The sequence below is a fragment of the Methylobacterium sp. BE186 genome, from assembly GCF_031457035.1.
GTDB lineage: Bacteria > Pseudomonadota > Alphaproteobacteria > Rhizobiales > Beijerinckiaceae > Methylobacterium > Methylobacterium segetis.
This window is the reverse complement of the sequence record NZ_JAVDVV010000006.1, coordinates 155788-181386: the sequence shown is the minus strand read 5'-3', so window position 1 is coordinate 181386 and position 25599 is coordinate 155788. Positions and strand designations below refer to the sequence as shown.

Annotated in this window: 19 protein-coding genes; 15 read left to right on the top strand and 4 right to left on the bottom strand. The window is 69.4% G+C overall.

Annotated features, from left to right (window positions below):
* Positions 1–179: 179 nt before the first annotated feature.
* Entirely contained in the window at positions 180–1043 is an 864-nt protein-coding gene (gene galU / locus J2X36_RS09175) for a UTP--glucose-1-phosphate uridylyltransferase GalU (RefSeq protein WP_132255260.1), read from the bottom strand.
* A 167-nt stretch (positions 1044–1210) separates the two neighbouring features.
* Between galU and galE the strand changes: the two genes are divergently transcribed.
* The 4 genes from galE (at position 1211) to J2X36_RS09155 (ending at position 7497) form a co-directional block, all read left to right on the top strand.
* Positions 1211–2203: a UDP-glucose 4-epimerase GalE gene (galE, locus tag J2X36_RS09170; RefSeq protein WP_310348625.1), complete on the top strand. Its 993-nt coding sequence runs from the start codon at positions 1211–1213 to the stop codon at positions 2201–2203.
* Positions 2204–2208: 5 nt separating this feature from the next.
* Positions 2209–3423, top strand: a complete 1215-nt coding sequence (locus tag J2X36_RS09165) for a lytic murein transglycosylase (RefSeq protein ID WP_405029755.1) — start codon at positions 2209–2211, stop codon at positions 3421–3423.
* Between the two features lie 112 nt (positions 3424–3535).
* Positions 3536–4936, top strand: a complete 1401-nt coding sequence (locus J2X36_RS09160; protein ID WP_310348622.1) for an SGNH family hydrolase — start codon at positions 3536–3538, stop codon at positions 4934–4936.
* Between the two features lie 626 nt (positions 4937–5562).
* Positions 5563–7497, top strand: a complete 1935-nt coding sequence (locus tag J2X36_RS09155; RefSeq protein ID WP_310348620.1) for a calcium-binding protein — start codon at positions 5563–5565, stop codon at positions 7495–7497.
* 166 nt (positions 7498–7663) lie between these two features.
* Here the strand turns inward: J2X36_RS09155 and J2X36_RS09150 are convergent, their stop codons facing one another.
* Both J2X36_RS09150 and gltB read right to left on the bottom strand, forming a co-directional pair.
* Positions 7664–9094, bottom strand: a complete 1431-nt coding sequence (locus tag J2X36_RS09150) for a glutamate synthase subunit beta (RefSeq protein WP_310348617.1) — start codon at positions 9092–9094, stop codon at positions 7664–7666.
* A gap of 98 nt (positions 9095–9192) precedes the next feature.
* A complete protein-coding gene (gltB, locus tag J2X36_RS09145) occupies positions 9193–13959 on the bottom strand; it encodes a glutamate synthase large subunit (RefSeq protein WP_405029754.1) in 4767 nt (1588 codons plus the stop codon).
* Between the two features lie 595 nt (positions 13960–14554).
* Between gltB and J2X36_RS09140 the strand changes: the two genes are divergently transcribed.
* Entirely contained in the window at positions 14555–15586 is a 1032-nt protein-coding gene (locus J2X36_RS09140) for a hypothetical protein (protein ID WP_310348611.1), read from the top strand.
* A 74-nt stretch (positions 15587–15660) separates the two neighbouring features.
* On the opposite strand, the gene fdhD is transcribed toward J2X36_RS09140, so the two are convergent.
* Complete coding sequence (gene fdhD, locus J2X36_RS09135) at positions 15661–16512, bottom strand: formate dehydrogenase accessory sulfurtransferase FdhD (RefSeq protein ID WP_310348608.1); 852 nt, start codon at positions 16510–16512, stop codon at positions 15661–15663.
* A gap of 357 nt (positions 16513–16869) precedes the next feature.
* Between fdhD and coxB the strand changes: the two genes are divergently transcribed.
* The 10 genes from coxB to thrC all read left to right on the top strand — a co-directional run bounded on the left by coxB (position 16870) and on the right by thrC (position 25599).
* A complete protein-coding gene (coxB, locus tag J2X36_RS09130; protein WP_132249562.1) occupies positions 16870–17706 on the top strand; it encodes a cytochrome c oxidase subunit II in 837 nt (278 codons plus the stop codon).
* An 84-nt stretch (positions 17707–17790) separates the two neighbouring features.
* Positions 17791–19419 (top strand): cytochrome c oxidase subunit I, encoded by a 1629-nt coding sequence (gene ctaD, locus J2X36_RS09125; RefSeq protein ID WP_132249564.1) that lies wholly within the window; start codon positions 17791–17793, stop codon positions 19417–19419.
* Positions 19420–19579: 160 nt separating this feature from the next.
* Entirely contained in the window at positions 19580–20545 is a 966-nt protein-coding gene (locus J2X36_RS09120) for a heme o synthase (protein ID WP_132249566.1), read from the top strand.
* Between the two features lie 15 nt (positions 20546–20560).
* Positions 20561–20725 (top strand): hypothetical protein, encoded by a 165-nt coding sequence (locus J2X36_RS09115; RefSeq protein WP_165937747.1) that lies wholly within the window; start codon positions 20561–20563, stop codon positions 20723–20725.
* Between the two features lie 17 nt (positions 20726–20742).
* Complete coding sequence (locus J2X36_RS09110; RefSeq protein WP_310348599.1) at positions 20743–21354, top strand: cytochrome c oxidase assembly protein; 612 nt, start codon at positions 20743–20745, stop codon at positions 21352–21354.
* Between the two features lie 140 nt (positions 21355–21494).
* Positions 21495–22352 carry a cytochrome c oxidase subunit 3 gene (locus J2X36_RS09105; RefSeq protein WP_310348596.1) on the top strand — a complete coding sequence of 286 codons (858 nt, stop codon included), beginning with the start codon at positions 21495–21497 and terminating at the stop codon, positions 22350–22352.
* A 145-nt stretch (positions 22353–22497) separates the two neighbouring features.
* Positions 22498–22869: a DUF983 domain-containing protein gene (locus tag J2X36_RS09100; protein ID WP_245516384.1), complete on the top strand. Its 372-nt coding sequence runs from the start codon at positions 22498–22500 to the stop codon at positions 22867–22869.
* A complete protein-coding gene (locus J2X36_RS09095; RefSeq protein WP_310348590.1) occupies positions 22866–23630 on the top strand; it encodes an SURF1 family protein in 765 nt (254 codons plus the stop codon). Before J2X36_RS09100 ends, J2X36_RS09095 begins: the two co-directional genes overlap by 4 nt.
* A gap of 66 nt (positions 23631–23696) precedes the next feature.
* The gene (locus J2X36_RS09090) at positions 23697–24110 is read left to right on the top strand and encodes a DUF4864 domain-containing protein (RefSeq protein ID WP_310348587.1); all 414 of its coding nucleotides are present in this window, start codon (positions 23697–23699) and stop codon (positions 24108–24110) included.
* A gap of 76 nt (positions 24111–24186) precedes the next feature.
* Positions 24187–25599 carry a threonine synthase gene (gene thrC, locus J2X36_RS09085; protein WP_132249578.1) on the top strand — a complete coding sequence of 471 codons (1413 nt, stop codon included), beginning with the start codon at positions 24187–24189 and terminating at the stop codon, positions 25597–25599.

Below are 25599 nucleotides of genomic sequence, written 5' to 3'. Positions count from 1 at the left end.
CGGCCCGAAGTCTAGGGAGGAAACGCCCAAGAAGGGCTGCGGGACCGCGACGCCATCGCGATCTCGCAATGCACAAAGTAAAGTGCGCCGCACAAAACGCAAGGCCGAAATGGCCCCGATCCGTGCTCCCGGCGCATGGCACAAGCGCGTCGGGCGCAATCAAGTTGGGGGCGTCGGGATCAGCCCTCGAGCAGGCGCGCGATCTCGGCCCTGAGGGGGCCCGCCAGATCCTCGCGCTCCAGCGCGTAGGCAAGGTTGGCGGTGAGGAAGCCGAGCTTCGAGCCGGTGTCATAGGTGCGGCCTTCGTAGCGCAGCCCGAAGAACTTCTGGCTCTCGGCGAGCTTGATCATCGCGTCCGTGAGCTGGATCTCGCCGCCCGCGCCCGTCTCGCCCTTCTCCAGGATCTCGAAGACCTCCGGCTGCAGGATGTAGCGACCCGAGATGATGAAGTTCGAGGGCGCGGTGCCCTGCTTCGGCTTCTCGACCATGCCGGTGATCTCGAAGGTCTGGCCGAAGGTCTCGCCGACGCTGACGATGCCGTACTGGTGCGTCTCCTCCGGCTTCACCTCCTCGACGGCGATCACGTTGCCGCCGTGCCGCTCGTAGGCGGCGAGCATCTGGCCCATGCAGCCGCGGCTCAGCATGTCGGGCAGCAGCACCGCGAAGGGCTCGTCGCCGACGATCTCGCGGGCGCACCAGACCGCGTGGCCGAGGCCGAGCGGCGCCTGCTGGCGGGTGAAGCTCGTCTGGCCCGCCTTCGGCAGATCCTTCTTCAATTCCTCGTAGGCCGCCTGCTTGCCGCGCTCCTGCAGGGTGCGGTCGAGCTCGTAGGCGATGTCGAAATGGTCCTCGATCACGGCCTTGCCCCGGCCGGTGACGAAGATGAAATGCTCGATGCCCGCCTCGCGCGCCTCGTCGACCACGTGCTGCACCACCGGGCGGTCCACCACGGTCAGCATCTCCTTCGGGACCGCCTTGGTGGCGGGCAGGAACCGCGTGCCGAGGCCGGCGACGGGGAGGACAGCCTTGCGAATGCGTTTCATCGAGCGGAACCTGGCAGTTTGAGGCGGCGGACGGGTGTCGATGCCTCAGATAGTAAGCAGGGAGAAGCTGCAAGCCTCCTGAACGGCCGACAAGCCCATTGTTCCGTCAACAGGGCCCGGCCTTTGCGTTAGGATGCGCACCCAGTCGCGGTATCGAAGGAGTTCCAATGGCGGTTCTGGTCACGGGCGGCGCCGGCTACATCGGCAGCCACATGGTGCTCGCGCTGCTCGACGCGGGACACGAGGAGATCGTCGTCCTCGACGACCTCTCCACCGGCTTCGACTGGGCCCTCCCGCCGGAGGTCAAGCTCGTCGTCGGCGACATCGCCGACCAGGCGCTCGTCACCGAGACGATCCTGCAGCACCGCATCGACGCCCTCGCCCATTTCGCGGCCAAGATCGTGGTCCCGGATTCGGTGGCCGACCCCCTCGGCTACTACCTCTCGAACACGGTCAAGACCCGCGCCCTGATCGAGACCGCCGTGCGCACGGGCGTCAAGCACGTCATCTTCTCCTCGACGGCGGCCGTCTATGGCGAGCCCGAGACCGTGCCGGTGCCCGAGGACCTGACCACGGCCCCGATCAACCCCTACGGCCGCTCGAAGCTGATGAGCGAGTGGATGATCCAGGACGCGGCTCAGGCCCACGGCTTCAGCTACGTCATCCTGCGCTACTTCAATGTGGCGGGCGCCGACCCGCGCGGGCGCACCGGCCAGTCGACCCCGAACGCGACGCATCTCATCAAGGTGGCGACCCAAGCCGCGCTCGGCCAGCGCACCCATCTCGACGTCTACGGCACCGACTACCCGACCCGGGACGGCTCCTGCCTGCGCGACTACATCCAGGTCTCGGACCTCGCCGAGGCTCACCGCGTGGCGCTGACCCATCTGCGCTCCGGCGGCGAGAGCCTGACCCTGAATTGCGGCTACGGGCGCGGCTACTCGGTCCTGGAGGTGATCGACGTGGTCAAGCGCGTCTCCGGCCGCGATTTCGAGGTGCGGCTTTGCCCGCGCCGGGCGGGCGACCCGGCCCAGATCATCGCGGGCGCGGACCGCATCCGCGAGCGCCTCGGCTGGGTGCCGAAGCACGACGATCTCGAAGGCATCGTCGGGCAGGCGCTCGCCTGGGAGGATTCCCTCGGCAAGCGCAACCGGGTCTGAGCCCGGTGCGCGCCCTCGCTCGGGGGCTCGCCGCGGCACTGGCGGCGGGCCTGTCCGTACCGGTCGCGGCGGCGCCCGTCCCGGACACGAACCCGCCCGCCGCCCGCCCCGCCGCCTTCGCCGCCTTCATCGCGGCCCTGAAGCCGGACGCCCTGTCCCGCGGCGTCTCGGAGGCGACCTTCGCGGCCGCCTTCCGCGGCGTGGCGCAGCCCGACCCCGACATCCTGGCGCGCACACGCCGCCAGGGCGAGTTCGCCCGGCCCGTCTGGGACTACCTCGTCGGTGCCGTCTCCACGGGCCGGATCACGCGCGGGCGTGCCCGGGCGGCGGCCCTGTCCGGGACGCTCGACCGGATCGAGGCGCGCTACGGGGTGCCGCGGGGCGTGCTCCTCGCCTTCTGGGGCGTCGAGTCGGATTTCGGGGCGAGCGGCGGCTCGGTGCCGACGATCCGGGCGCTGGCGACGCTCGCCGAGGCGCGCCACCGCGGCACCCTGTTCCGGGACGAGTTGCTGGCGGCCCTGACGATCCTGGAGCGCGGGGACATCGCCCCCGAGCGCATGAAGGGCTCCTGGGCCGGAGCGATGGGGCAGGTCCAGTTCCTGCCCTCGACCTTCCTGGCGCACGCGGTCGATTTCGACGGCGACGGGCACCGGGACATCTGGGCCTCCGAGGCCGACAGCCTCGCCTCGATCGCGGCCTACCTGAAGGCGCTCGGCTGGAACCCGGCCCTCTCCTGGGGCTACGAGGTCGCCCTGCCGGCCGGCTTCGACCTCACGGCCTACACGGGCGAACTCGGCGAGTTCAGCCGCCGCGGCGTGCGCCGCACCGATGGCGGAAGGCTCCCGCAGGCGGGCCGGGCCAGCCTGTTCCTGCCCGGTGGGCTCGGCGGGCCGGCCTTCCTCATCACCGACAATTTCGAGGCGATCCGCGGCTACAACACGTCCGATGCCTACGCGCTCGCCGTCGGCCACCTCGCCGACCGCCTGATGGGCGGCCCCGCGCTCTCCGCCCCGTGGCCCAGCGATGCGAGCCGCCTCGACAAGGCCGGCCTGCAGGCCCTGCAACGGGGGCTCGCCACCCGCGGGCTCTATGCGGGCGAGGCGGACGGGCGTGCCGGCCCGAAGCTGCGCGAGGCCGTCCGCCGCTATCAGATCGCCGAGGGGCTCCCGGCCGACGGCTACGCGACGCCCGCCCTCCTCGCGCGGATCGACGGGCGCTGAGCCTCATCCCGGTCGGGCCGGATCGCCCGCCCGGGCCGCCGGGCCCGGGGAGCAGACGCGTGCCGCGTCCTCCTGTATGGTCCGGGCGGGCGTAGCGGGTCGGAGGTGCTGCATGGCGACGGCGGAACGGGCGCGGCACCCCATGCGGCTTCTCGTGCAACTCGGCTGCGCCGCGCTCGTCGCAGTTCTCGCACTGTTCGAGGCGCCCCCCGCCCTGGCGCAATGGGGCGACACCTACGAACAGCCCAACGACTACGCCGTGCCGCGGCGCCGCTACCGCGACAGCTACTACCGGGACGACGGGGCCTATGCCCGCCCGAACCGGCGCTATCAGCCCCAGACGCAGGAAGCGCCGCGCCAGTTCTACTGGCCCTGGGAGGACCGGCCGCAACAGGCACAGCCGCAGCCGCAGCAGGGGTACCGCCCCTCGCGCCCCCGACCGCCCGCGGTCGCCGACGCCCCGCGCGCGCAGAAGCGCCGCGCCGCCCGGCCCGCCCCGGCCGCTGCACCCCCGAAGCCGGCCCTGGCCAAGACCGAGCCCTCGACGCAGATCGCCGTCTTCGGCGACTCGCTGGCGGACCACCTGAGCAAGGGCCTCGACGACGTCTTCGAGGACAATGCCGACGTCGCCGTCATCGACCGTGCCAAGGGCGACAGCGGCCTCGTGCGCCGGGACGTCGTCGACTGGCCGAAGGCCGCCGAGGAGTATCTCGCCGCGAACCCGAAGGTCTCCTACGCCCTGGTGATGGTCGGCGCCAACGACCGGCAGCCGATCCGCGAGGGCGATCAGAGCTTCGATCCGCTCACCGACCGCTGGCGCGAGATCTACCGCGACCGCGTCGACGCCCTCGTGAAGGTCTTCACCGACCGCAAGCTGCCGCTGATCTGGGTCGGTGCGCCGCCGATGCGCAGCGAGGCCCTGACGACGGACCTTGCCGCGATCAACGACATCGTGCGCGAGCGCGTCACCCGCGCGGGCGGGACCTATGTCGACATCTGGCCGGGCTTCGTTGACGAGCGCAACCGCTACACCGCCGCCGGCCCCGACCTCGAGGGGCAGAACGCGAAGCTGCGGACCTCGGATGGCGTGCACTTCACCCATGCCGGCGCGCGCAAGCTCGCCCACTTCGCCGACGTCGAGTTGAAGCGGATGATGGGCACCGCAGGCCCGGCGACCCCGGACCAGCCGGTGGCGACCCAGGCACCGACCCCCGGCCCCGGCCTCGACGGGACCGTGCCCCGGCTCGACGAGACCGCGGCGATCGATCGCCAGATCACCGCGATGCTGCCGAGCCTGCCTGAGCCGCCCGGCATCCCGGCCCTGCCCGTCAAGCCGCTCGCGGGCCCGGTCGTGCCGCTCGGACGTCCGGAGACCTCGCCCGGCGGCAGCCTCCTGACAGGCCGCCCCCGCGACGGCGACACCTCCGGCACCGTCGAGCGCGTTCTCCAGCGCGGCGCACCCGCGACGCCGCAGCCGGGCCGGGCCGACGATTTCCGCTGGCCGCCGGGCTAGGCCGTCGCTTTCGAGAGGAAGGCTGCCCCCCGCGTCCTGTGCGCGTCGGAGCCTCGGCGCGGCCGATCTCCACCTCGGACGGGCCGGACCCTCGCCCGTGCGGCGAGCGATCTGAACTCCGTCCGGACCCGCACGAAACCTTTCGTTGCACTCTCGCGTAGAGGCTCCGTTCGGCGCGACCATGGTGCCGGACGCCGAACGACGGAGTGCATCGCAAGGGACTCCCCAGGTCTCGACGTCTCCTCGGCGATCATCGTCAGACGTTTCAGGCAGCGTGCCCGCAGATGTTCGGGATGCTCCACGTTTTCACGCGCGCTCGTTCGGCATTCGCTGAAGGATTTTCGCCCAAAAAAATTATCGCCACGCTTCTTTTCGTGGATTGATGGCGCGCTATTGTTTGTTGCGCATAAAAAAATACGATCAGGAAAATCAACCTAATAAGAAGACGTCGAAGGACTGGCACTTCCCAGTGAGATCATCAAGTGTGACGGAGACAGTCAATGCCAGCGACGCCCGGTAACGATACGGAAGATTTCAACGTATCGACGGATTCCGCCATTAATACGGATTATGGAACAGGCGACGATCGGATCAACGTTTCGGCTGCTGCGGCAGGCCAGGTCCGGTTGACCTTCACCTCGGCCGAGGTCGGGAATAACAACCCGAACGATTCCGCCACCCTCGCCAACCAGGATGGCGGCCTCGCCGTGCGCCTCCAGGCGGAGGAGGCATCCGGCGCACTGGCCGGCCCGGTCAGCCGGTTCGATGACGAGGGCATCAGCTTTGTCTCGGCGACGCCGGGCCTGACCTTCGACGTGCGGGATCTGGTCTCGGGCGTGCAGCGGGGCGACCGCTTCGAGGTGGTCACCCTTGGAACCTCGGAATCGGACACGATCACGGCCCTCGACCCGGCCCGGCCGACCTACATCAATGCTGGCCAGGGCAACGACATCGTCACCGGCGGCACGGCCAACGACTTCCTCGTGGGCGGCGCCGGCAACGACACCCTCTCGGGCCTCGACGGCAACGACAGCTTCATCGGCGGGGCGGGCACCGACGCCATCTTTGGTGGCGCGGGCAACGACACCGCGATCTTCAACGTGTCGACGGACGGCAGCGACGCGGTCGATCTCGGCGCGGGCGACGACATTGTCAACGTCTCCGCGGCGTCGGCCGGCCAGATCCGCCTGACCTTCACCTCGGCCGAGGTTGGCAACAACAACCCGAGCGATGCCGGCACCGGCACCAACCAGGATGGCGGCCTCGCCGTGCGGCTTCAGGCCGAGGATGCGGCCGGCGCCCTCGCGGGCCTCGTCAGCCGGTTCGACGACGAGGGCATCACCTTCGTGGCCGCGGCCGGAACGACCTTCGACGTGCGGGACCTCGTCTCCGGCGTGCAGCGGGGCGACGCCTTCGAGGTCGTCACGCTCGGCACGCAGGCCGGCGACATTCTGACGGCCGTCCAGGGCTCGCGCTCCTACTACATCAACGGCGGCCAGGGGAACGACACCATCACCGGTGGCACGGCCAACGACTTCCTCGTGGGCGGAGCCGGCAGCGACACCCTCTCGGGCGGGGCCGGCAACGACAGCTTCATCGGCGGAGCCGGCAACGACGTCATCTCCGGCGGGGCCGGCACCGACCGCTCGATCTTCTCCTTCGCGTTGAATGCGGCGAGCATCGGCGTGACGGCGGACGGTGCCATCACGATCACGGGCACGGAGGGGACCGATACCTTCCGGGGCATCGAGCAGTTCCAGTTCAGCGACCGCACCATCGACGTCAATGACGGGTCGCCTCTGGTGGACGACCTGTTCTACCTGATCCGGAACCCAGACGTGGCCGCGGCCGGGCTCGACCCCGAGGCCCATTACGCGGCCTACGGGGCCCGGGAAGGCCGCGACCCGAACGCGTTCTTCTCGACGGACGGCTATCTCGCCACCAATCCGGACGTGGCCAGGGCTGGGATCAACCCGCTCGACCACTACGCCCAGTTCGGCTGGCGCGAGGGCCGCGACCCGGGCGTCAACTTCGACAACGAAGCGTACCTGAAGGCGAACCCGGACGTGGCGGCGGCGGGGATCAATCCGCTCGCGCACTTCCTCGCCAATGGGCAGGAGGAGGGGCGCTCGGCCTCGCCCGCGATCGGCCGGACAAATGACATCACCCCGGCCGGGTTCGACGCGGAATACTACCTCCTGGCCAACGGGGACGTCGCCGACGCCGCCCGGGCGGCCGGCGGAAGCAGCTTTGCCTACGCGGCCCAGCACTACGAGACCTACGGCTGGAACGAGGGGCGCGACCCGAACGCGGTGTTCGACACCAGCGGCTACCTCACGGCCTATGCCGACGTGGCGGCCGCCGGGATCAACCCGCTGTCCCACTACAACGCGTTCGGCTGGCGCGAGGGCCGGGACCCGGCGGCGAACTTCGACACGTCGGGCTACCTTGCCGCCAATGGCGACGTCGCATCGGCGGGAATCAACCCGATGACGCACTACCTGCAATACGGGTTCTACGAAGGGCGCGCCGCCGTCGACGACGGCACCTTCCTGGCCTGAGCGGCTCCCGATCCGGGCTCCGCCCGCACGAAACGAGCGTGGCCGGCGCCTCAGGCGCCGGCCACGCTCCACCTGTCTGATCCGGCGCCGATCCGTCCCGCGAACCGGAATCCGCCTTGCCCCAACAGGCGATCGGGCCAGCGCGAAACGGCCCGCTTCCCTTATATCAGCGCGGCAGGACGCTCGACCCCATCAGCGCCTCGTCGATCGAGCGGGCCGCCTGGCGGCCTTCCCGGATCGCCCAGACCACGAGGGACTGGCCGCGCCGCATATCGCCCGCCGCGTAGATCTTCTCGTGCGAGGTGCGGTAATCGTTCTCGTTCGCCGTCACGTTTCCGCGCTTGTCCATGGCCACGCCGGATTGCTCCAGCAGGCCCTTGCGCACCGAGCCCGCGAAGCCGATCGCCATGAAGACGAGATCGGCGGGGAGCACGAACTCGGTGCCCTCGACCGGCTGGCGCTTGGCATCGACCCGGGCGCAGACGACGCCCGTGACCTTGCCCTTCTTGCCCTCGAGCCGCAGCGTCGCCGCCTGGAACTCGCGCTCGGCACCCTCGGCCTGGCTCGAGGAGGTGCGCATCTTGGTCGGCCAGTAGGGCCAGACGGTCAGCTTGTCCTCGCGCTCCGGCGGGCGCGGGCGGATGTCGAGCTGGGTCACCGAGAGCGCGCCCTGGCGGAAGGCGGTGCCGACGCAGTCCGAGGCCGTGTCGCCGCCGCCGATCACCACGACGTTCTTGCCGCTCGCCAAGATCGGCAATTCGCCGTTGCCCGGCATCGGCTCGGCGCCGACGCGCCGGTTCGATTGGACGAGGTAGGGCATGGCGTAGTGCACGCCCTCCATGTCCTGGCCCGGCAACTGAGGGTTGCGCGGGTCCTCTGCGCCGCCCGCGAACAGCACCGCGTCGAACTCGGCGGTGAGCTCCTCGACCGACTTCGTGACGCCGATATTCTGGTTGTAGTGGAAGACGACGCCCTCGGCCTCCATCTGCTTCACGCGCCGGTCGATGTGGCGCTTCTCCATCTTGAAGTCGGGGATGCCGTAGCGGAGCAGGCCGCCCGCCTTCGGCTCCCGCTCGAAGACGTGGACGTCGTGGCCCACGCGGGCGAGTTGCTGGGCCGCGGCCATGCCGGCCGGGCCCGAGCCGACGACCGCCACGCGCTTGCCCGTGCGCGTCTCGGCGGGCTCTGGCTTCACCCAGCCCATGTTCCAGGCGCGGTCCGCGATGGCCTGCTCGATCGTCTTGATCGCGACCGGCTGGTTCTCGAGGTTGAGCGTGCACGCCTCCTCGCAGGGGGCGGGGCAGACGCGGCCGGTAAATTCGGGGAAGTTGTTCGTCGAGTGGAGGTTGCGGATCGCCTCCTCCCAATCCGACTGGAAGACGAGGTCGTTCCAGTCCGGGATCTGGTTGTGGACCGGGCAGCCGGTCGGGCCGTGGCAGAACGGGATGCCGCAATCCATGCACCGCGCCGCCTGCTTCTTCAGGTCGTGCTCGTCGAGCGGCAGCGTGAATTCGCGAAAATGCCGAACCCGGTCGGCGGCGAGCTGATACTTCTGCTCCTGCCGGTCGTATTCGAGGAAGCCTGTGACCTTGCCCATCGATCCGTCCCTGGGATGGCGGATCACCCGATCCGGCCCCCTTGCGTCGTCGCCCTGATCGGAGCGGCCGGCTTCCGCGCCGGCCGCCTCTGTCGTTCTTATTCCGCCGCCACCGGCATGCGGGCCATCTCCATCTCGCGCAGCGCACGGCGGTACTCCACCGGCATCACCTTCACGAACTTGGTCCTGTAGGCCGACCAATTGTCGAGGATCTCCTGCGCGCGGGGGCTGCCCGTATACTTCAGGTGGTTGGTGATGAGCTGCGAGAGCCGCTCCTCGTCGTGGCCGGACATGTCGGCCAGGATGTCGACGCGGCCTTTGGTCTCGAGGTCGCCGTCCTGGTGGAAGCGGCGCATCAGATCGTCCTCCTCCTCCACGGGCTCGAGGTCGACCATCGAGAGGTTGCAGCGCGCCGAGAACGAGCCGTCCTCGTCGAGCACGTAGGCGATGCCGCCGGACATGCCGGCCGCGAAGTTGCGCCCCGTCTCGCCGATCGACACCACGACGCCGCCGGTCATGTACTCGCAGCCGTGGTCGCCCATGCCCTCGACGACCGCGATGGCACCCGAATTGCGCACGGCGAAGCGCTCGCCCGCCGAGCCGCGGATGTAGCACTCGCCCGCGATCGCTCCGTAGAGCACGGTGTTGCCGACCATGATGGTCCGGCTGGGCGACGCCTTCAGCTCGTCGCTCGGCCGGATGATCAGCTTGCCGCCGGACAGGCCCTTGCCGACGTAGTCGTTGCCGTGGCCCGTCAGTTCGATCGTGACGCCCGCCGCGACCCAGGCGCCGAAGCTCTGGCCGGCGGTGCCGGAGAGCTTCACCACGATGGTGTCGTCGGGCAGGCCTTCATGGCCGTGCGCCTTGGCGACGAGCCCCGAGAGCATGGCGCCCGCGGCCCGGTCCGAATTGCGGATCGTGTCGCGCAGCGTCACCGCCTCGCCGGTCTCGATGGCGTGCCGGGCACCCTCGATCAGGCGCCGATCGAGCACGTGCTCGATCGGGTGGTGCTGCGTCTCGACGTGGCGGATCGCGATCTCCGGCCCGACCTGCGGACGGTGGAACAGCTTCGAGAAGTCGAGGCCGCGCGCCTTCCAGTGGGCGATCGCCTCCACCTTGTCGAGGAGATCGGAGCGCCCGACCAGATCCTCGAGCTTGGCAAAGCCCATCGCGGCCATGAGCTCGCGCACCTCCTCGGCCACGTAGAAGAAGTAGTTCACCACGTGCTCGGGCGTGCCCTTGAAGCGCTTGCGCAGCACCGGGTCCTGGGTCGCGACGCCGACCGGGCAGGTGTTCAGGTGGCACTTGCGCATCATGATGCAGCCCGCCGCGATGAGCGGAGCGGTCGAGAAGCCGAACTGGTCGGCCCCGAGGAGCGCGGCGATCATCACGTCGCGGCCGGTGCGAAGCCCCCCGTCCGCCTGCAGCGCCACGCGGCCGCGCAGGTTGTTGAGGACGAGCGTCTGCTGCGTCTCGGCGAGACCCGTCTCCCAGGGGCCGCCCGCGTGCTTGATCGAGGTGAGCGGGGCAGCACCCGTGCCACCGTCGAACCCCGAGATCGTGATATGGTCGGCCCGCGCCTTGGCAACGCCCGCCGCGACCGTGCCGACGCCGACCTCGGAGACGAGCTTCACCGAGACGTCGGCGGCCGGGTTCACGTTCTTCAGGTCGAAGATGAGCTGGGCCAGATCCTCGATCGAGTAGATGTCGTGATGGGGCGGCGGCGAGATCAGGCCGACGCCGGGTGTGGCGTAGCGGACCTTGGCGATCTTGGCGTCGACCTTGTGGCCGGGCAGCTGGCCGCCCTCGCCGGGCTTGGCGCCCTGCGCGACCTTGATCTGCATCATGTCGGCGTTGACGAGGTACTCCGTCGTGACGCCGAACCGACCCGAGGCCACCTGCTTGATGGCCGAGCGGCGCGAGCGCCCGTCGGGGAGCGGCTTGAAGCGCTCCACCTCCTCGCCGCCCTCGCCCGAGTTCGAGCGGCCGCCGAAGGAGTTGACGGCGATCGCCAGCGTCTCGTGCGCCTCCTTCGAGATCGAGCCGTACGACATGGCGCCGGTGGCGAACCGCTTCACGATCTCGGAGGCCGGTTCCACCTCGGCGAGGTCGATCGGCTTCCGGCCGATCTCGTCGGCGCCCTTGATCCGGAACAGGCCGCGCAGCGTCTTGAGGTGGTTCTCCTGCTCGTTCACGAGGCGCGCGTATTCGCGGTAGCGCTCGGGCACGCCGAGGCGGACCGCGTGCTGCAGCGTGGCCACGGTGTCGGGCGTCCAGGTGTGGGTCTCGCCGCGCAGCCGGTAGGCGTACTCGCCGCCGACATCGAGGGCGTTGCGGTAGACCGGCGCGTCGCCGAAGGCGTCGCAGTGGCGCTGGGCCGTCTCCTCGGCGACCTCGGCCATGCCGACGCCCTCGATGGTGGTCGCCGTGCCGAAGAAGTCGCGCGCCACGAAGTCGGAGTTGAGGCCGACCGCGTCGAAGATCTGTGCGCCACAATAGGATTGATAGGTCGAGATGCCCATCTTGGACATGACCTTCAGCAGGCCCTTATCGATCGACTTGATGTAGCGGTAGACGATCTCGTCGTCGGTGAGGTCCGGCGGGAACTCGTCCTTCATCGCGATCAGGGTCTCGAAGGCGAGATAGGGGTTCACGGCCTCGGCGCCGTAGCCGGCCAGGCACGCGAAGTGGTGCACCTCGCGTGGCTCGCCCGATTCGACCACGAGGCCGACCGAGGTGCGAAGCCCCTTGCGGATCAGGTAATTGTGCACGGCCGCGGTGGCGAGCAGCGCCGGGATGGGGATCCGGTCCGGGCCGACCGCGCGGTCGGACAGGATGATGATGTTGTAGCCGCCGCGCACCGCGACCTCGGCCCGGTCGCAGAGCCGGTCGAGCGCGCCTTCCATGGCGGCCGCGCCCGTCTCGGCGGGGTAGGTCATGTCGAGGGTCTTCGTGTCGAAGCGGTCCTCGAAATGGCCGATCGAGCGGATCTTCTCGAGATCGCCGTTCGTCAGGATCGGCTGGCGGACCTCGAGCCGCTTCTTGCGGGAGGCGCCCTCCATGTCGAGCAGGTTCGGCCGCGGCCCGATGAACGAGACGAGGCTCATCACGGCCTCCTCGCGGATCGGGTCGATCGGCGGGTTGGTCACCTGCGCGAAGTTCTGCTTGAAGTAGGTGTAGAGGAGCTTCGGCTTGTCCGAGAGCGCCGAGAGCGGCGTGTCGGAGCCCATCGAGCCGACCGCCTCCTGGCCGGTCACGGCCATGGGCTGCATCAGGAGCTTCAGATCCTCCTGGCTGTAGCCGAAGGCCTGCTGGCGATCGAGGAGCGACACGTCCGAGCGCGAGGCGCGCGGGCTGACGGGCTTCAGGTCCTCCAGCACGATCTGGGTGTTCTTCAGCCACTCGGGGTAGGGATGCGCGGCGGCGAGTTCGCCCTTGATCTCCTCGTCCGAGACGATGCGGCCCTTCTCCAAGTCGATCAGCAGCATCCGGCCCGGCTGCAGGCGCCAGGACTGGACGATCTTCTCGTCGGGGATCGGCAGCACGCCCATCTCGGAGGCGAGCACGACGAGCCCGTCGTCGGTGACGAGATAGCGGGCGGGCCTGAGACCGTTGCGGTCGAGGGTGGCGCCGATCTGGCGGCCATCCGTGAAGGCGACGGCGGCCGGCCCGTCCCACGGCTCCATCAGGGCGGCGTGATACTCGTAGAAGGCGCGCCGCTCCTCGCTCATCAGCGGGTTGCCGGCCCAGGCCTCCGGGATCAGCATCATCATCGCGTGAGCGAGCGGGTAGCCGCCCATCACCAGGAATTCGAGCGCGTTGTCGAAGCAGGCGGTGTCGGACTGGCCCTCGTAGGAGATCGGCCAGAGCTTCGAGATGTCGTTGCCGAACAGCTCCGAATCGACGCTCGCTTGGCGGGCGGCCATCCAGTTCACGTTGCCGCGCAGCGTGTTGATCTCGCCGTTATGCGCCACCATCCGATAGGGGTGGGACAGGCGCCAGGTCGGGAAGGTGTTGGTGGCGAAGCGCTGGTGCACGAGCGCCAGCGCCGAGACGAAACGCTCGTCCTTGAGGTCGAGGAAGTAGCGCCCGAGCTGGTGCACCAGCACCATGCCCTTGTAGACGATGGTCCGGCTCGACACCGAGACGGGGTAGAACTCCATCAGGCGCTCGTCCTGCGCGCCGTAGACCTTGCCCGAGATCACCTTGCGGGCGACGTAGACGCGCCGCTCGAACGCATCGGCGTCGGCGATCGACGCGGGACGGCCGATGAAGACCTGGCGGTGATGCGGCTCGGTCTTGCGCACGGCGGCGCCGAGATCCTCCGAATCGACCGGAACGTCGCGCCAGCCGAGGAGCGGCAGCCCTTCGTCGGCGAGCGCCTTCTCGACGATCTCCTCGATCGTCCGGCGCGCATCCGCCTCCTGCGGCATGAAGAACTGGCCGATCGCGTACTCGCCCGCGGCCGGCAGCTCGAAGCCGAGGCGCGAGCATTCCTCCGCGAAGAAGGCGTGCGGGATCTGCACGAGGATGCCGCAACCGTCGCCCATCGTCGGATCGGCGCCCACCGCGCCGCGATGGTCGAGGTTCTCCAGGATCTTCAGGCCCTGCTGGACGATCGCGTGGCTCTGCCGGTTGTGCATGTCCGCGACGAAGCCGACGCCGCAGGCGTCGCGCTCCTGGGCGGGATCGTAGGACCCTTGCGCCTTCGGCAGGGCCGGGTCGCGCACCGTCAGCGGCTTGCCGGTGTCACGGGTGGCCGGGATGGATGCCGGAACGGTCCCGAAGCCTTCAGATGCAGCCACGCTCTTCATCCCTCGTCTGCCGACCCTGCCCGCATGCGAGCATGTTTCGTGCCCGGCCATCAACCGATGCCGGGGTCCAGGTAACATTTTCGTCGGGTTCAGCCGGGTCTTCGGTGAGGAAGCGCCCGCCAACCCGCGGGCTCGACGCCGGCTCCGCTCAGCCGGCGTGGGCCCGGATCGCCGCGATGGCGACCGGCTTCAGATCTCGTTTCGACGTCACGATCGTCACGTGCCGAAATCCCCAGCCCGCCGGGTCTTGTTCCCAGGAGGCGCGCCCAACCGAAAAATGGGACAGTCATACTGTCCTAACGCCGGAACGTGACAGATTTCAACCGTTCCAGCAAGGGGCTGCGCAGGCGTGAACGCGCGAATCCGGCGCATGGCGCCCCTGCGGGACGGAGATCAAACGCCGCATCTCGACAGCAAGCTTCGAACGGGTCTCGCCCGGATCGGCCCGCAATCTCGCCCCAATCCTTGCGTTAACAAAGTCTTGCCGAGCACAAGCGGCATGCGGGGCAACGACCTCGCCGGGACAGCCGAAGGACCCGCGGGACAAGCGGGCCTTCGGCACGCGCCGGGCGCGACGTCCGAACACGGGCGCGGCACCCTGACCCCGGCCGAGAGGTCGCCCCCGACAGCAACGGGACGAGGCGACATGGCGGCACGAGCCCACGGGCAAGCCAACGGCACTGCGCAGGAGATCGCCCGCCACCTTCGGGCGGGGCTCGCGGCAGGCGCCCTCCTGCTGACGGCCGGCGCCGCGCAGGCGCAATACCTCTACGAGGACGCGATTCTCTCGCCGCGCGCCGTGGCATGGCGCCTCACCGATCGCGGCTTCAGCGGGTTCTCGCGGCCACGCTTCGACGGGCAGGATTACGTGGTCGAGGCCTTCGCTCCGAACGGGGCGCGGGTGCGCCTCTTCGTCGATGCCCGCGACGGGGCGATCGTCGGACGCCAGCGCCTGGACGCGGCCCCCGTCGCGCGGCTCGTGCGGCCGGCGCCCGGCTACGGCTGGACCGAGGCCGATGCCCGCCTCGTTCCCCCGGCCGATATCCCTCAGCCCGGTGGGCGCATCCTGCCGCCCCGGCCGGAACTCTATGGCCGCACCGAGGGGGCGCCCGCGCCGCGCCGCGACATGCAAGGCCGCGACATGCAAGGCCGCGACCTGCAGGAGGGCAATCCCCTCGGCGTGAACCCGGACGCGAAGGCCCGGCCCGAGCCTCAGCGCCGCACGGCGCGCCTCGCGCCTCCCCCGGCGGCCAAGCCCGCCGAGACGCGGCCGGCGGCCCGTACCGCGCCGGAGGCGCCGCAGCCGAGCCTGAAGCCGGCCGAAGCCGCGAAGGAGGCTCCCAGGGCGCCGGAGCAGGCGAAGCCCGAGACCCGCGAGGCGCCGGTCGCGGCGGTCGAGCCGCCGAAGGCCGCGCCGGCACCCCAGGCGCCCGCCGCCGTGCAGCCGCCGCCGAAGGAAGCCGCCGAGAAGGCTCAGGAGATCAAGCCGGCCGAGACGAAGCCCGCGGAGGCCAAGGCTTCCGAGCTCAAGGCTCCCGAGGTCAAGGCCGCCGAGGCCGAGCACAAGCCCGGCACCTCCGGCTGGCAGGACCCCCCGGAGGGCAAGCGCAACGTCCGCGTGATCGGCGGTGCAACCGTCGTGACGCGACCCTCGGGCGAGGCCAGCAGCACGGACTGAGCGAAAGAAACGTCCGTCGAGGGCTATCGGCGCGACGCGTCGACCGGCTGATGCGATCGGCGGCGTGAGCCCGATCACGCCCCTTCGAGGATCAGGCGCTCGGCGCCCGTGAACACGGTCAGCGTGTCCGAGCGGGCGATGGCGCACATCGTCATGCCGTGAAGCTTCGCCCGGTCGAGGGCGAGGGAGGTCGGCGCCGAGATCGCCACCAGCACCGCCGCCCCGAGATGGGCCGCCTTCTCCACCATCTCGAACGAGCAGCGGCTCGTGATGACGAGGAACCCCTCGGCCGGATCGGTGCCGGTGCGGATCAGCGCGCCGATCAGCTTGTCGAGGGCGTTGTGGCGGCCGACATCCTCGCGCACCGCCACGAGGCTGCCGTCGAGCCGCGCCCAGGCCGCGGCGTGCACGGCCCGCGTCTCCCGATTGAGGGTCTGAGCGGGGCCGAGCGCGGTCAGCGCGGCGCTGATCGCCCGCATCGAGACCCGGGTGCGCGGCGCCTCGCGGGGCTCGGCCACCGGGAGCGATGCGAGATCGTCGATGCCGCAGACGCCGCAGCCGGTGCGCCCGCTAATTGCGCGCTTGCGGGCGAGGTGCTCGCGCAGGCGCCCCGGCACGAGGTCCACGAGGAGCCGCAATCCGCCTTCGCCTTCCTCCACCCGGGCCGAGCGGATCTCTCCGGCCGAGGCGACGATGCCTTCGGTCAGACTGAAGCCGTAGGCGAAATCCTCCAGGTCCGAAGGGCTCGTCATCATGACCGCGTAGGGCACGCTGCCGTAGACGAGATTGACCGGCGTCTCGACGGCGAGCGGACGCGCATCGGTCCGCGGCTCCGCCTCCTCGTAGGCGATGACCTGCGTCGGGACGCGGATCGCAGGATCGGGCAGGAGGGGTTCGGCGGCGGGGCTCGGTTCGATGGGCGGCATGCGGGTCCGTCGCGGGATCGAGAGGGATGGCGGACATATAGCAACGGGCGCGCGGCGATGCTCCGGCTATCCTGATCCGCGTGCGACGCCGTGTCCCGCCCAAGCAGAGGCGGCTTTGCGGGAGCGCCTGGAAACGGCCCGAAACCCTGGAACGAGCCTAAGAAAACAGCCGATGCGACGCTGTTGCGGTTGCACCTTGACGTTCCTTGTGGTCTGACACCGCGATCGGAGGCCGGCCGGGTTCACGCACCCGCCGACGTCCTGCCACGTCACGACAGCAGCGCGCAGACCCCGGGACAATCGGGGCGCGCGCGGTCGGCCATCGAGGCCAAGCCAAGGGGAGCCACGGGAAGGCACATGCGGACGGCGAAGACGCACACTCGCTCAACTTGGGGGGGCGCCGCGCTCGGCGCCATCCTGGCCTCGACCTCCCCGGCGCTCGCGGCCGGCATCGGCCAGCCGGAGCCGTGGCAGATGGACCGCCAGGTGCCCGTCACCGAGAACGCCCGGGACATCCTGAACTTCGAGGTGGCCCTGCACTGGCTCTCGCTCGGCATCTCGCTCTTCGTGCTGGCGCTGATCCTCTACTGCGTCTTCCGCTTCAGCGCGAAGGCGAACCCCACCCCCTCGAAGACCACGCACAACACCCTGATCGAGGTGGCGTGGACGATCGTCCCGGTGCTCATCCTCGTTGCCGTCGCGATCCCCTCCTTCCGCCTTCTGCGCACGCAGCTCTCCGACCCGAAGGCCGACGTGCTCGTGAAGGTCATCGGCCACGCCTGGTACTGGTCGTACGAGTACCCGGCCGACCAGGGCGGCGGCTTCACCTTCGACGCCAACCTCGACGAGGACAAGCAGCCGAAGCTGCTCGGCACCGACAACGACATGGTCGTGCCGGTGAACAAGGTGGTGAAGATCCAGGTCACCGCCGCCGACGTGCTCCACTCCTGGGCCGTGCCCTCCTTCGGCTTCAAGATCGACGCCGTGCCCGGCCGCCTCAACCAGTTCTGGTTCAAGGCCGAGCGCGAGGGCACCTATCACGGCCAGTGCTCCGAGCTCTGCGGCCAGCGCCACGCCTACATGCCGATCACCGTCCGCGTCGTGAGCGACGAGGCCTACGCCCAGTGGCTCACCGAGGCGAAGACCAAGTACGCCCGCATCGACGACGGCTCCAAGCTCGCCGACGCCCGCTAACGGCCCGGCCCAATCGGGGCCGGCGGGGCCGGCTCCGATCGCACCCATTCGAGAGATTACGAGAAACGAGCAAGGTCAGCATCGATGGCTACCGCCGCAGCACATGCGGGGCATGACGCCCACGCCGATCACAAACCCTCCTTCTTCGCGCGCTGGTTCCTCTCCACGAACCACAAGGACATCGGCACGCTCTACCTGCTGTTCGCCTTCAGCGCCGGCATCATCGGCGCGTTCCTCTCCTTCGGCATCCGCATGGAGATGGAGGAGCCCGGCCTGCAGTACTTCTCCAACCCGGCCACCTACAACGTGTTCGTGACCGGCCACGGCCTCATCATGGTGTTCTTCATGGTGATGCCGGCGCTCATCGGCGGCTTCGGCAACTGGTTCGTGCCGCTCATGATCGGCGCGCCGGACATGGCGTTCCCGCGCATGAACAACATCTCGTTCTGGCTGACGGTGGCGGGCTTCTGCAGCCTGCTCTGCTCGCTCTTCGTCGAGGGCGCACCGGGCGCCAGCGGCGCCGGCACGGGCTGGACCGTCTACCCGCCGCTCTCGACCGTGGGCCATCCCGGCCCTGCCGTCGACTTCGCGATCTTCGCCCTGCACCTCTCGGGTGCCGGCTCGATCCTCGGCGCGATCAACTTCATCACGACGATCCTCAACATGCGCGCCCCCGGCATGACGCTGCACAAGATGCCGCTCTTCGCCTGGGCCGAGCTCGTCACCGCCTTCCTGCTGCTCCTGTCGCTCCCGGTTCTCGCCGGCGCGATCACGATGCTGCTCACCGACCGCAACTTCGGCACGACGTTCTTCGACCCGGCCGGCGGCGGTGACCCGATCCTCTACCAGCACCTGTTCTGGTTCTTCGGCCACCCCGAAGTGTACATCATGATCCTGCCGGCCTTCGGCATCGTCTCGCACATCATCGCCACGTTCTCGCGCAAGCCCGTGTTCGGCTACCTCGCGATGGCCTACGCGATGGTCGCGATCGGCGTCGTCGGCTTCGTCGTGTGGGCCCACCACATGTACACGGTCGGCCTCTCGCTTCAGACGCAGTCCTACTTCGTCTTCGCCACGATGGTCATCGCGGTGCCCACCGGCGTGAAGATCTTCTCGTGGATCGCGACGATGTGGGGCGGCTCGATCCGCTTCACCGCCGCGATGCACTGGGCGGTCGGCTTCATCTTCCTGTTCACCGTCGGCGGCGTCACCGGCGTCGTGCTCGCGAACTCCGCGGTCGATAAGTACCTGCACGACACCTACTACGTCGTGGCGCACTTCCACTATGTGCTCTCGCTCGGCGCCGTGTTCATCATCTTCGCCGGCGTCTACTACTGGTTCCCGAAGATGACCGGCCACGTCATCCCGGAATGGGCCGGCAAGCTGCATTTCTGGCTGGCCTTCATCGGCGCGAACGTCCTGTTCTTCCCGATGCACTTCCTGGGACTGGCCGGCATGCCGCGCCGCTACGCCGACTATCCGGAGGCCTTTGCCGGCTGGCACAAGGTCGCGACCTGGGGCGGCCACATCTTCGCCCTCGGCATGTTCGTCTTCGTGATCGGCGTCGTCCTCGCCTTCCGCTCGAAGACCCGCGCCGCGGACAACCCCTGGGGCGAGGGTGCGACGACGCTGGAATGGACCCTGTCCTCGCCGCCGCCCTTCCACCAGTTCGAGACGCTGCCCCGCATCGTCGACGAGCCGGGCCACCACTGACGGTCGGGATCCGATCCGTCGAGAAACCCTCGCGAGGACCGCCCCGGCGGTCCTCGCTCTTTCCCGGATACCCTCACGGCCCCGCTTCGGGGGTATCCGGCAAGGGGCGGCGCCGCGGATGGCGCGAAGCGAGCCACCTGAACCGAGACCCGCGAGTACCATGACGAGCCTGACGAACAGCCTGCCCGTCGGCGCCGAGGCCCAGGGCTTCGCCCACGCCCCGTCGATCGTCGGCGGTGACGTGCCGGACTACTTCGCCCTCCTGAAGCCCCGCGTGATGGTCCTCGTGATCTTCACGGCGCTGGTCGGCATGGTGGTCTCGCACGGCCACGTGAACCCGGCCATCGGCGCGATCTCGCTCCTGATGATCGCGGTCGGGGCCGGCGCCTCGGGCTGCCTCAACATGTGGTGGGACGCCGACATCGACGCGGTGATGACCCGGACCGCCAAGCGACCGATCCCGGACGGCCGCATCCAGCCCGGCGAGGCTCTCGCCTTCGGCCTGACCCTGTCGGTCGGCTCGGTCCTGATCCTGGGGCTCGCCGCGAACTGGCTCGCCGCCGGGCTCCTCGCCTTCACGATCGTCTTCTACGCCGTGATCTACTCGATGTGGCTGAAGCGGGCGACGCCGCAGAACATCGTCATTGGCGGCGCCGCCGGCGCCCTCCCCCCGGTGATCGGTCAGGCGGTGGTCTCGGGCACGGTCGGCATCGAATCGATCGTGCTGTTCCTGATCATCTTCATCTGGACGCCGCCCCATTTCTGGGCGCTGGCTCTCGTGAAGGCCGGCGAGTACGCCAAGGCCGGCATCCCGATGATGCCGAACGTGGCGGGCCCACAATCGACCCGCCGCCAGATCGTCTACTACACCCTGCTGCTGGCGCCGCTCGGTCTCGCGCCGGTCTTCCTCGGCTTCGGCGGCCTGCTCTACGCGATCGTCGGCGCCCTCGGCGGCCTCGGCATGCTGGCCTTCAGCGTCCAAGTGTTCCGCCATCGCGCGGGCGAGGCGGAGAAGCGCGCGGCGATGGGCATGTTCGCCTTCTCGATCCTCTACCTGTTCCTGCTCTTCTCGGCGCTCCTCGCCGAGCAGGGGCTCGGCCTGTTCCGGCCCGTGACGTTCGCCTGAGTGTTTGAGTTCCCGATGCAGGATCCCCTACCCGGCTACCGGCCGTTGACTCCGGAGGAGGAGCGACGCCGCCGCAAGCGCTCCATCGCCATCGCCCTCGCGCTCGGCGCCATGGTCCTCATCTTCTTCGTCCTGACCATCGCCAAGCTCGGGCCGCAGGTCCTCAACCGGCCGCTCTAGCTTCGACCTCGGAAACCATGTCCGACCCGCAAAATAACTCGAACCGGAAAGCCAACTGCACGGCGCTCGCCTGCGCCGCTCTCGTCGCGGGCATGACCGGGCTCGCCTTCGCGTCGGTCCCCCTCTACGACGCGTTCTGCAAGGCGACCGGGTTCGACGGGACGCCGATCCAGGGTGTCCGCCGGAGCGCTGCGGCTCCCTCCGTCGACGACAGCATGGTCGTGCGCTTCGACACGAATGTCGGCGGCGGCCTGCCCTGGTCGTTCAAGGCCGAGACCCGCAAGGTCGAGGCGCGCCTCGGCGAGACGACGACAGTGTTCTTCCGCGCGACGAACACGGGCCCGACGCCCTCGACGGGCATCGCGACCTTCAACGTGCAGCCCGGCCTGATGGGCGGCTACTTCGTCAAGGTCGAATGCTTCTGCTTCAAGGAGCAGACGCTGCAGCCCGGCGAGACCATGGACTTCCCGGTCGTGTTCTACATCGACCCGGCGATGCGCCAGGATTCCAACACGAGCCATCTCAGTGAGATGATACTCTCCTACACCTACTTCCCCTCGAAGAATGGCGCGCCTGCGACGGCCGCGCTTGCGACCGGCGGAGAGGCGGGCAAGAAGTCGAATTTCTGATCGCGTGCGCGTGACAAGGGCACGCCGCGCACCTAATGGGTTCCAAGCTTGAGGGTTCGGAGAGTTCCGCCCTCCGGGTCGCGACAACAAGGGCCTAGGCCGGGAACGGCGAAGGGCCGGGGGTGAGGAGAGAACGACAGATGGCCGAGGCGCACGCCAAGAATCACGACTATCACATCCTCAACCCGAGCCCCTGGCCGCTGATCGGCGCCTTCTCCGGCTTCCTGATGGCGTTCGGCGCCGTCTTCTGGATGAAGAGCCTCTCGATCGGCAATCTCGCCGTCGGCCCCTACATCTTCGGCGCCGGCGCGATCGGCGTGCTCTACACCATGTTCTCGTGGTGGAAGGACGTCGTCCACGAGGCCAATTCCGGCGATCACACCCGCGTCGTCCAGCTGCACCACCGCTACGGCATGATGATGTTCATCGCCTCCGAGGTGATGTTCTTCGTCGCGTGGTTCTGGGCCTATTTCGAGGCGGCCCTCTACACCGCCGACCCGATCCAGGCGACCCGCGTCGGCTTCACGGGCGGCGTCTGGCCGCCGAAGGGCATCGAGGCGTTCGACCCCTGGCACCTGCCGCTCCTGAACACGCTGATCCTGCTCACCTCCGGCACCACCGTGACCTGGGCGCACCATGCCCTCCTGCACGGCGACCGCAAGGGCCTGAAATACGGCCTGTGGCTGACGATCATCCTCGGCGTGCTCTTCACCGCCTGCCAGGCCTACGAGTACAGCCACGCCCATTTCGGCTTCTCGGGCAGCATCTACTCGTCGACCTTCTTCATGGCGACCGGCTTCCACGGCGCGCACGTGATCATCGGCACGATCTTCCTCGCGGTCTGCCTGTTCCGCGCCTATGCCGGCCAGTTCACCCCCCAACAGCACCTCGGCTTCGAGTTCGCGGCCTGGTACTGGCACTTCGTCGACGTGGTGTGGCTGTTCCTCTTCGCCGCCATCTACGTCTGGGGCTCGGGCGTCGGCCACGCCGCCCACTGACCGGGTCCGCATGCAAGGCATGCAGGGGAAGGGCGGCGCGAGCCGCCCTTTTTCATGCGCGCCGTCGCCCGAAACCCCATATCGGCGGGTGGGGGGAATGCGGGCACGCGGCCTCGCGTGCGATTGAGGAATCCGAGGAGCCGTCTTGGACCATACTCACAGCCTGCCGCCTCCGATCCCGACGGGCCTGCGCGGTCGCTGCCCCCGCTGCGGCGACGGCCACCTGTTCCAGGGATTCCTGACCCTGCGCCCCTCCTGCGAGGCCTGCGGCCTCGATTATTCGAGTTTCGACTCTGCGGACGGGCCGGCCTTCTTCGTCATGTCGATCGTCGGGCTTCTCGTCGTCGGGCTCGCCCTCTTCCTCGAGATCACCTACGAGCCGCCGATCTGGGTCCATGCCCTGGTCGCGGGCTCGCTCTCGATCGGCCTCAGCCTGTTGCTGGTGCGCCCGCTGAAGGGCCTGCTGATCGCCCTGCAATTCGCCAACAAGGCCGAGGAGGGCCGCTTCCGCCAGTGACGCAGGCCGCTCCCCGTGCCGCTCCCCATGCCGCCTGGCGCGATCTTCTCGCGCCGGGGCTCGCCTCTCTCGTCGCGCTCGCGATCCTGCTCGGCCTCGGCACATGGCAGGTGGGGCGCAAGACCGAGAAGGAGGCGCTGATCGGGCGTATCGTCGCCCGCTCGAAAGCCGAGCCCGGCCCCCTCCCCGCCCCGGGTGCTTGGGATTCGGGCCGCGACGAGTTCCGGCATGTGCGCGTCACGGGGCGATTCCTCAACGATCAAGAGACCCTGGTGCACGGCCTCGCGGCGGGCGACACGCCGGGCCGGGCGCTGCAGGGATATTACGTGATCACGCCCCTGGTGCGGGCGGAGGGCGGTCCGGTTCTCGTCAATCGCGGCTTCGTGCCAACGGAGCTGAAGCGGCCCGAGGACCGTCAGAACGGGATCGTGGAGGGTGAGACCACGGTGACCGGCATCCTGCGGGCGAGCGAGGCGCGCTCGATGTTCGTGCCCGCCCCCGATCCTGCTCGCGGCGAGTGGTTCAACCGGGACGTCGCGGGGATCGCGGCCTCCCGCGGCCTCGCCGACGCGGCGCCCTTCCTCGTCGAGGCGGATGCGGTGCCGGGCCAGACGAGCTGGCCGCGGGGCGGCCAGTTGCGTGTCGACCTGCCGAACAACCACCTGCAATATGCGTTCACGTGGTTCGGCATTGCCGGATGCCTCGTCGGCGTCTTCTCCGTCTATGCTTGGCGGCGCCTTCAGGACGGGCCACCGGCCTGAATTGCGGAGCTTGCCGCGGCCGGTCCGCGCCTTACACTCCTCTCCTCCGGAGCGGAGTGGCTTTCGATGCGCGCGATCCTCTGTCTCGTCCTGGCGTTCCTGACGCTCCCGGCCCTCGCCGCCGACGAGGCCTCGCGCGAGGCTGCCCGTGCCGCGATCACCCGGCAGGTCGAGGCACTCGGCCGCGACGACGCGCCCGCGGCCTATGCGGTCGCCGCCCCGGCGATCCAGGCCCTGTTCCCGACCCCCGACGTGTTCATCGGCATGGTGCGCACGAATTACGGCGCGATCTACCGACACCGCCGCTTCGTGTTCGGCGAGGCGCGGGAGGATGGCGAGACCGGCCTCTCACAGGATGTCGCGATCCAGGATGCCTACGGCGTCGACTGGACGGCCTCCTACAGCCTGCAGCGCCAGGCAGACGGCGAGTGGCGCATCACGGGCTGCCGCCTGACGAAGGCGCCGGGTACGTCGCTCTGAGGACCTGCCCCTCGCAACCCGGCTTCGACAGGGGCGCCCGCTTCGTGTAGAGGGAGCGCCTTCTCCGGAGGCCCCTTTGCTTCACGTCTCGACCCGCGGCGCCGCCGCGCCGCTCTCGTTCTCCGATGCCCTGCTGGCCGGCCTTGCGCGCGACGGCGGCCTCTACGTGCCCGAGAGCTGGCCGCAGATCGGCCGGGGCGAGATCGCCGGGCTCGCCGGAGTTCGCTACGCGGATGCCGCCAAGCGCGTCCTGCGTCCCCTCATCGACGGCGAGATCGACGACGCGGCCCTCGATTCCATGATCGAGGCCTCCTACGCCACCTTCCGCCACCCGGCGGTCTGCCCGCTGACGCAGCTCGACGACAACCTGTTCCTGCTCGAGCTCTTCCACGGCCCGACGCTCGCCTTCAAGGACGTGGCGATGCAGCTCCTCGGGCGGCTGATGGACCACGTGCTGCGCGCCCGCAATGCGCGCGCCACCATCGTCGGGGCAACGTCCGGTGACACCGGCTCGGCCGCGGTCGAAGCATTCCGCGGGCTCGATCAGGTCGATGTCTTCGTGCTGTTCCCGTACGGCCGCGTCTCCGAGGTGCAGCGGCGCCAGATGACCTCGGTGGCGGATGCGAACGTTCACGCCATCGCCATCGACGGCACCTTCGACGATTGCCAGAACATCGTGAAGGGCATGTTCCAGCATGCCGATTTCGCCGACGCCGTGCGGCTGTCCGGCGTCAACTCGATCAACTGGGCCCGGGTCGCGGCGCAGGCCGTCTACTACTTCACGAGCGCGGTGGCGCTCGGCTCGCCGCACCGGCCCGTCTCCTTCGCGGTGCCGACCGGTAATTTCGGCGACATCCTCGCCGGCTGGGTCGCCAAGCGCATGGGCCTGCCGGTCGGGCGCCTGATGATCGGCACCAACGCCAACGACATCCTGGCCCGCACGCTGGAGCATGGCGCCTACGAGGTCCGCGGCGTCGAGCCGACCACCTCGCCCTCGATGGACATCCAGATCTCCTCGAACTTCGAGCGCCTGCTGTTCGAGGCCCTCGGCCGCGACGCCTCGACCCTGAGCCGACTGATGGCCGGCCTCAAGCAATCGGGCGGCTTCACCTTGGACGAGGCGGTGCTCGCCACCGTGCGCTCCGAGTTCGACGCCGTTGCCGTGCCCGAGCCCGACGTTGCCGACGAGATCGCCAAGACCTACGCGGCGACCGGAATCGTGCTCGATCCGCACAGCGCCATCGGCGTGCGCGCCGGCCGCCGCCTTCTGGAGAAGGACCCCGCGACCCCGGTCGTGGCGCTGGCGACCGCCCACGCGGCGAAATTCCCCGACGCCGTCGTCAGGGCGACCGGCGCCGGCCGGCCCGCCTTGCCGCCCCACCTCGCCGACCTCATGGATCGTCCGGAACGCCTGTCGCGGGTCGCCAATGACCAAGCGTCGGTCGAGGCCTTCATCCGCGAGCGCGCCCGCATCACGAAGGGGGCCTGA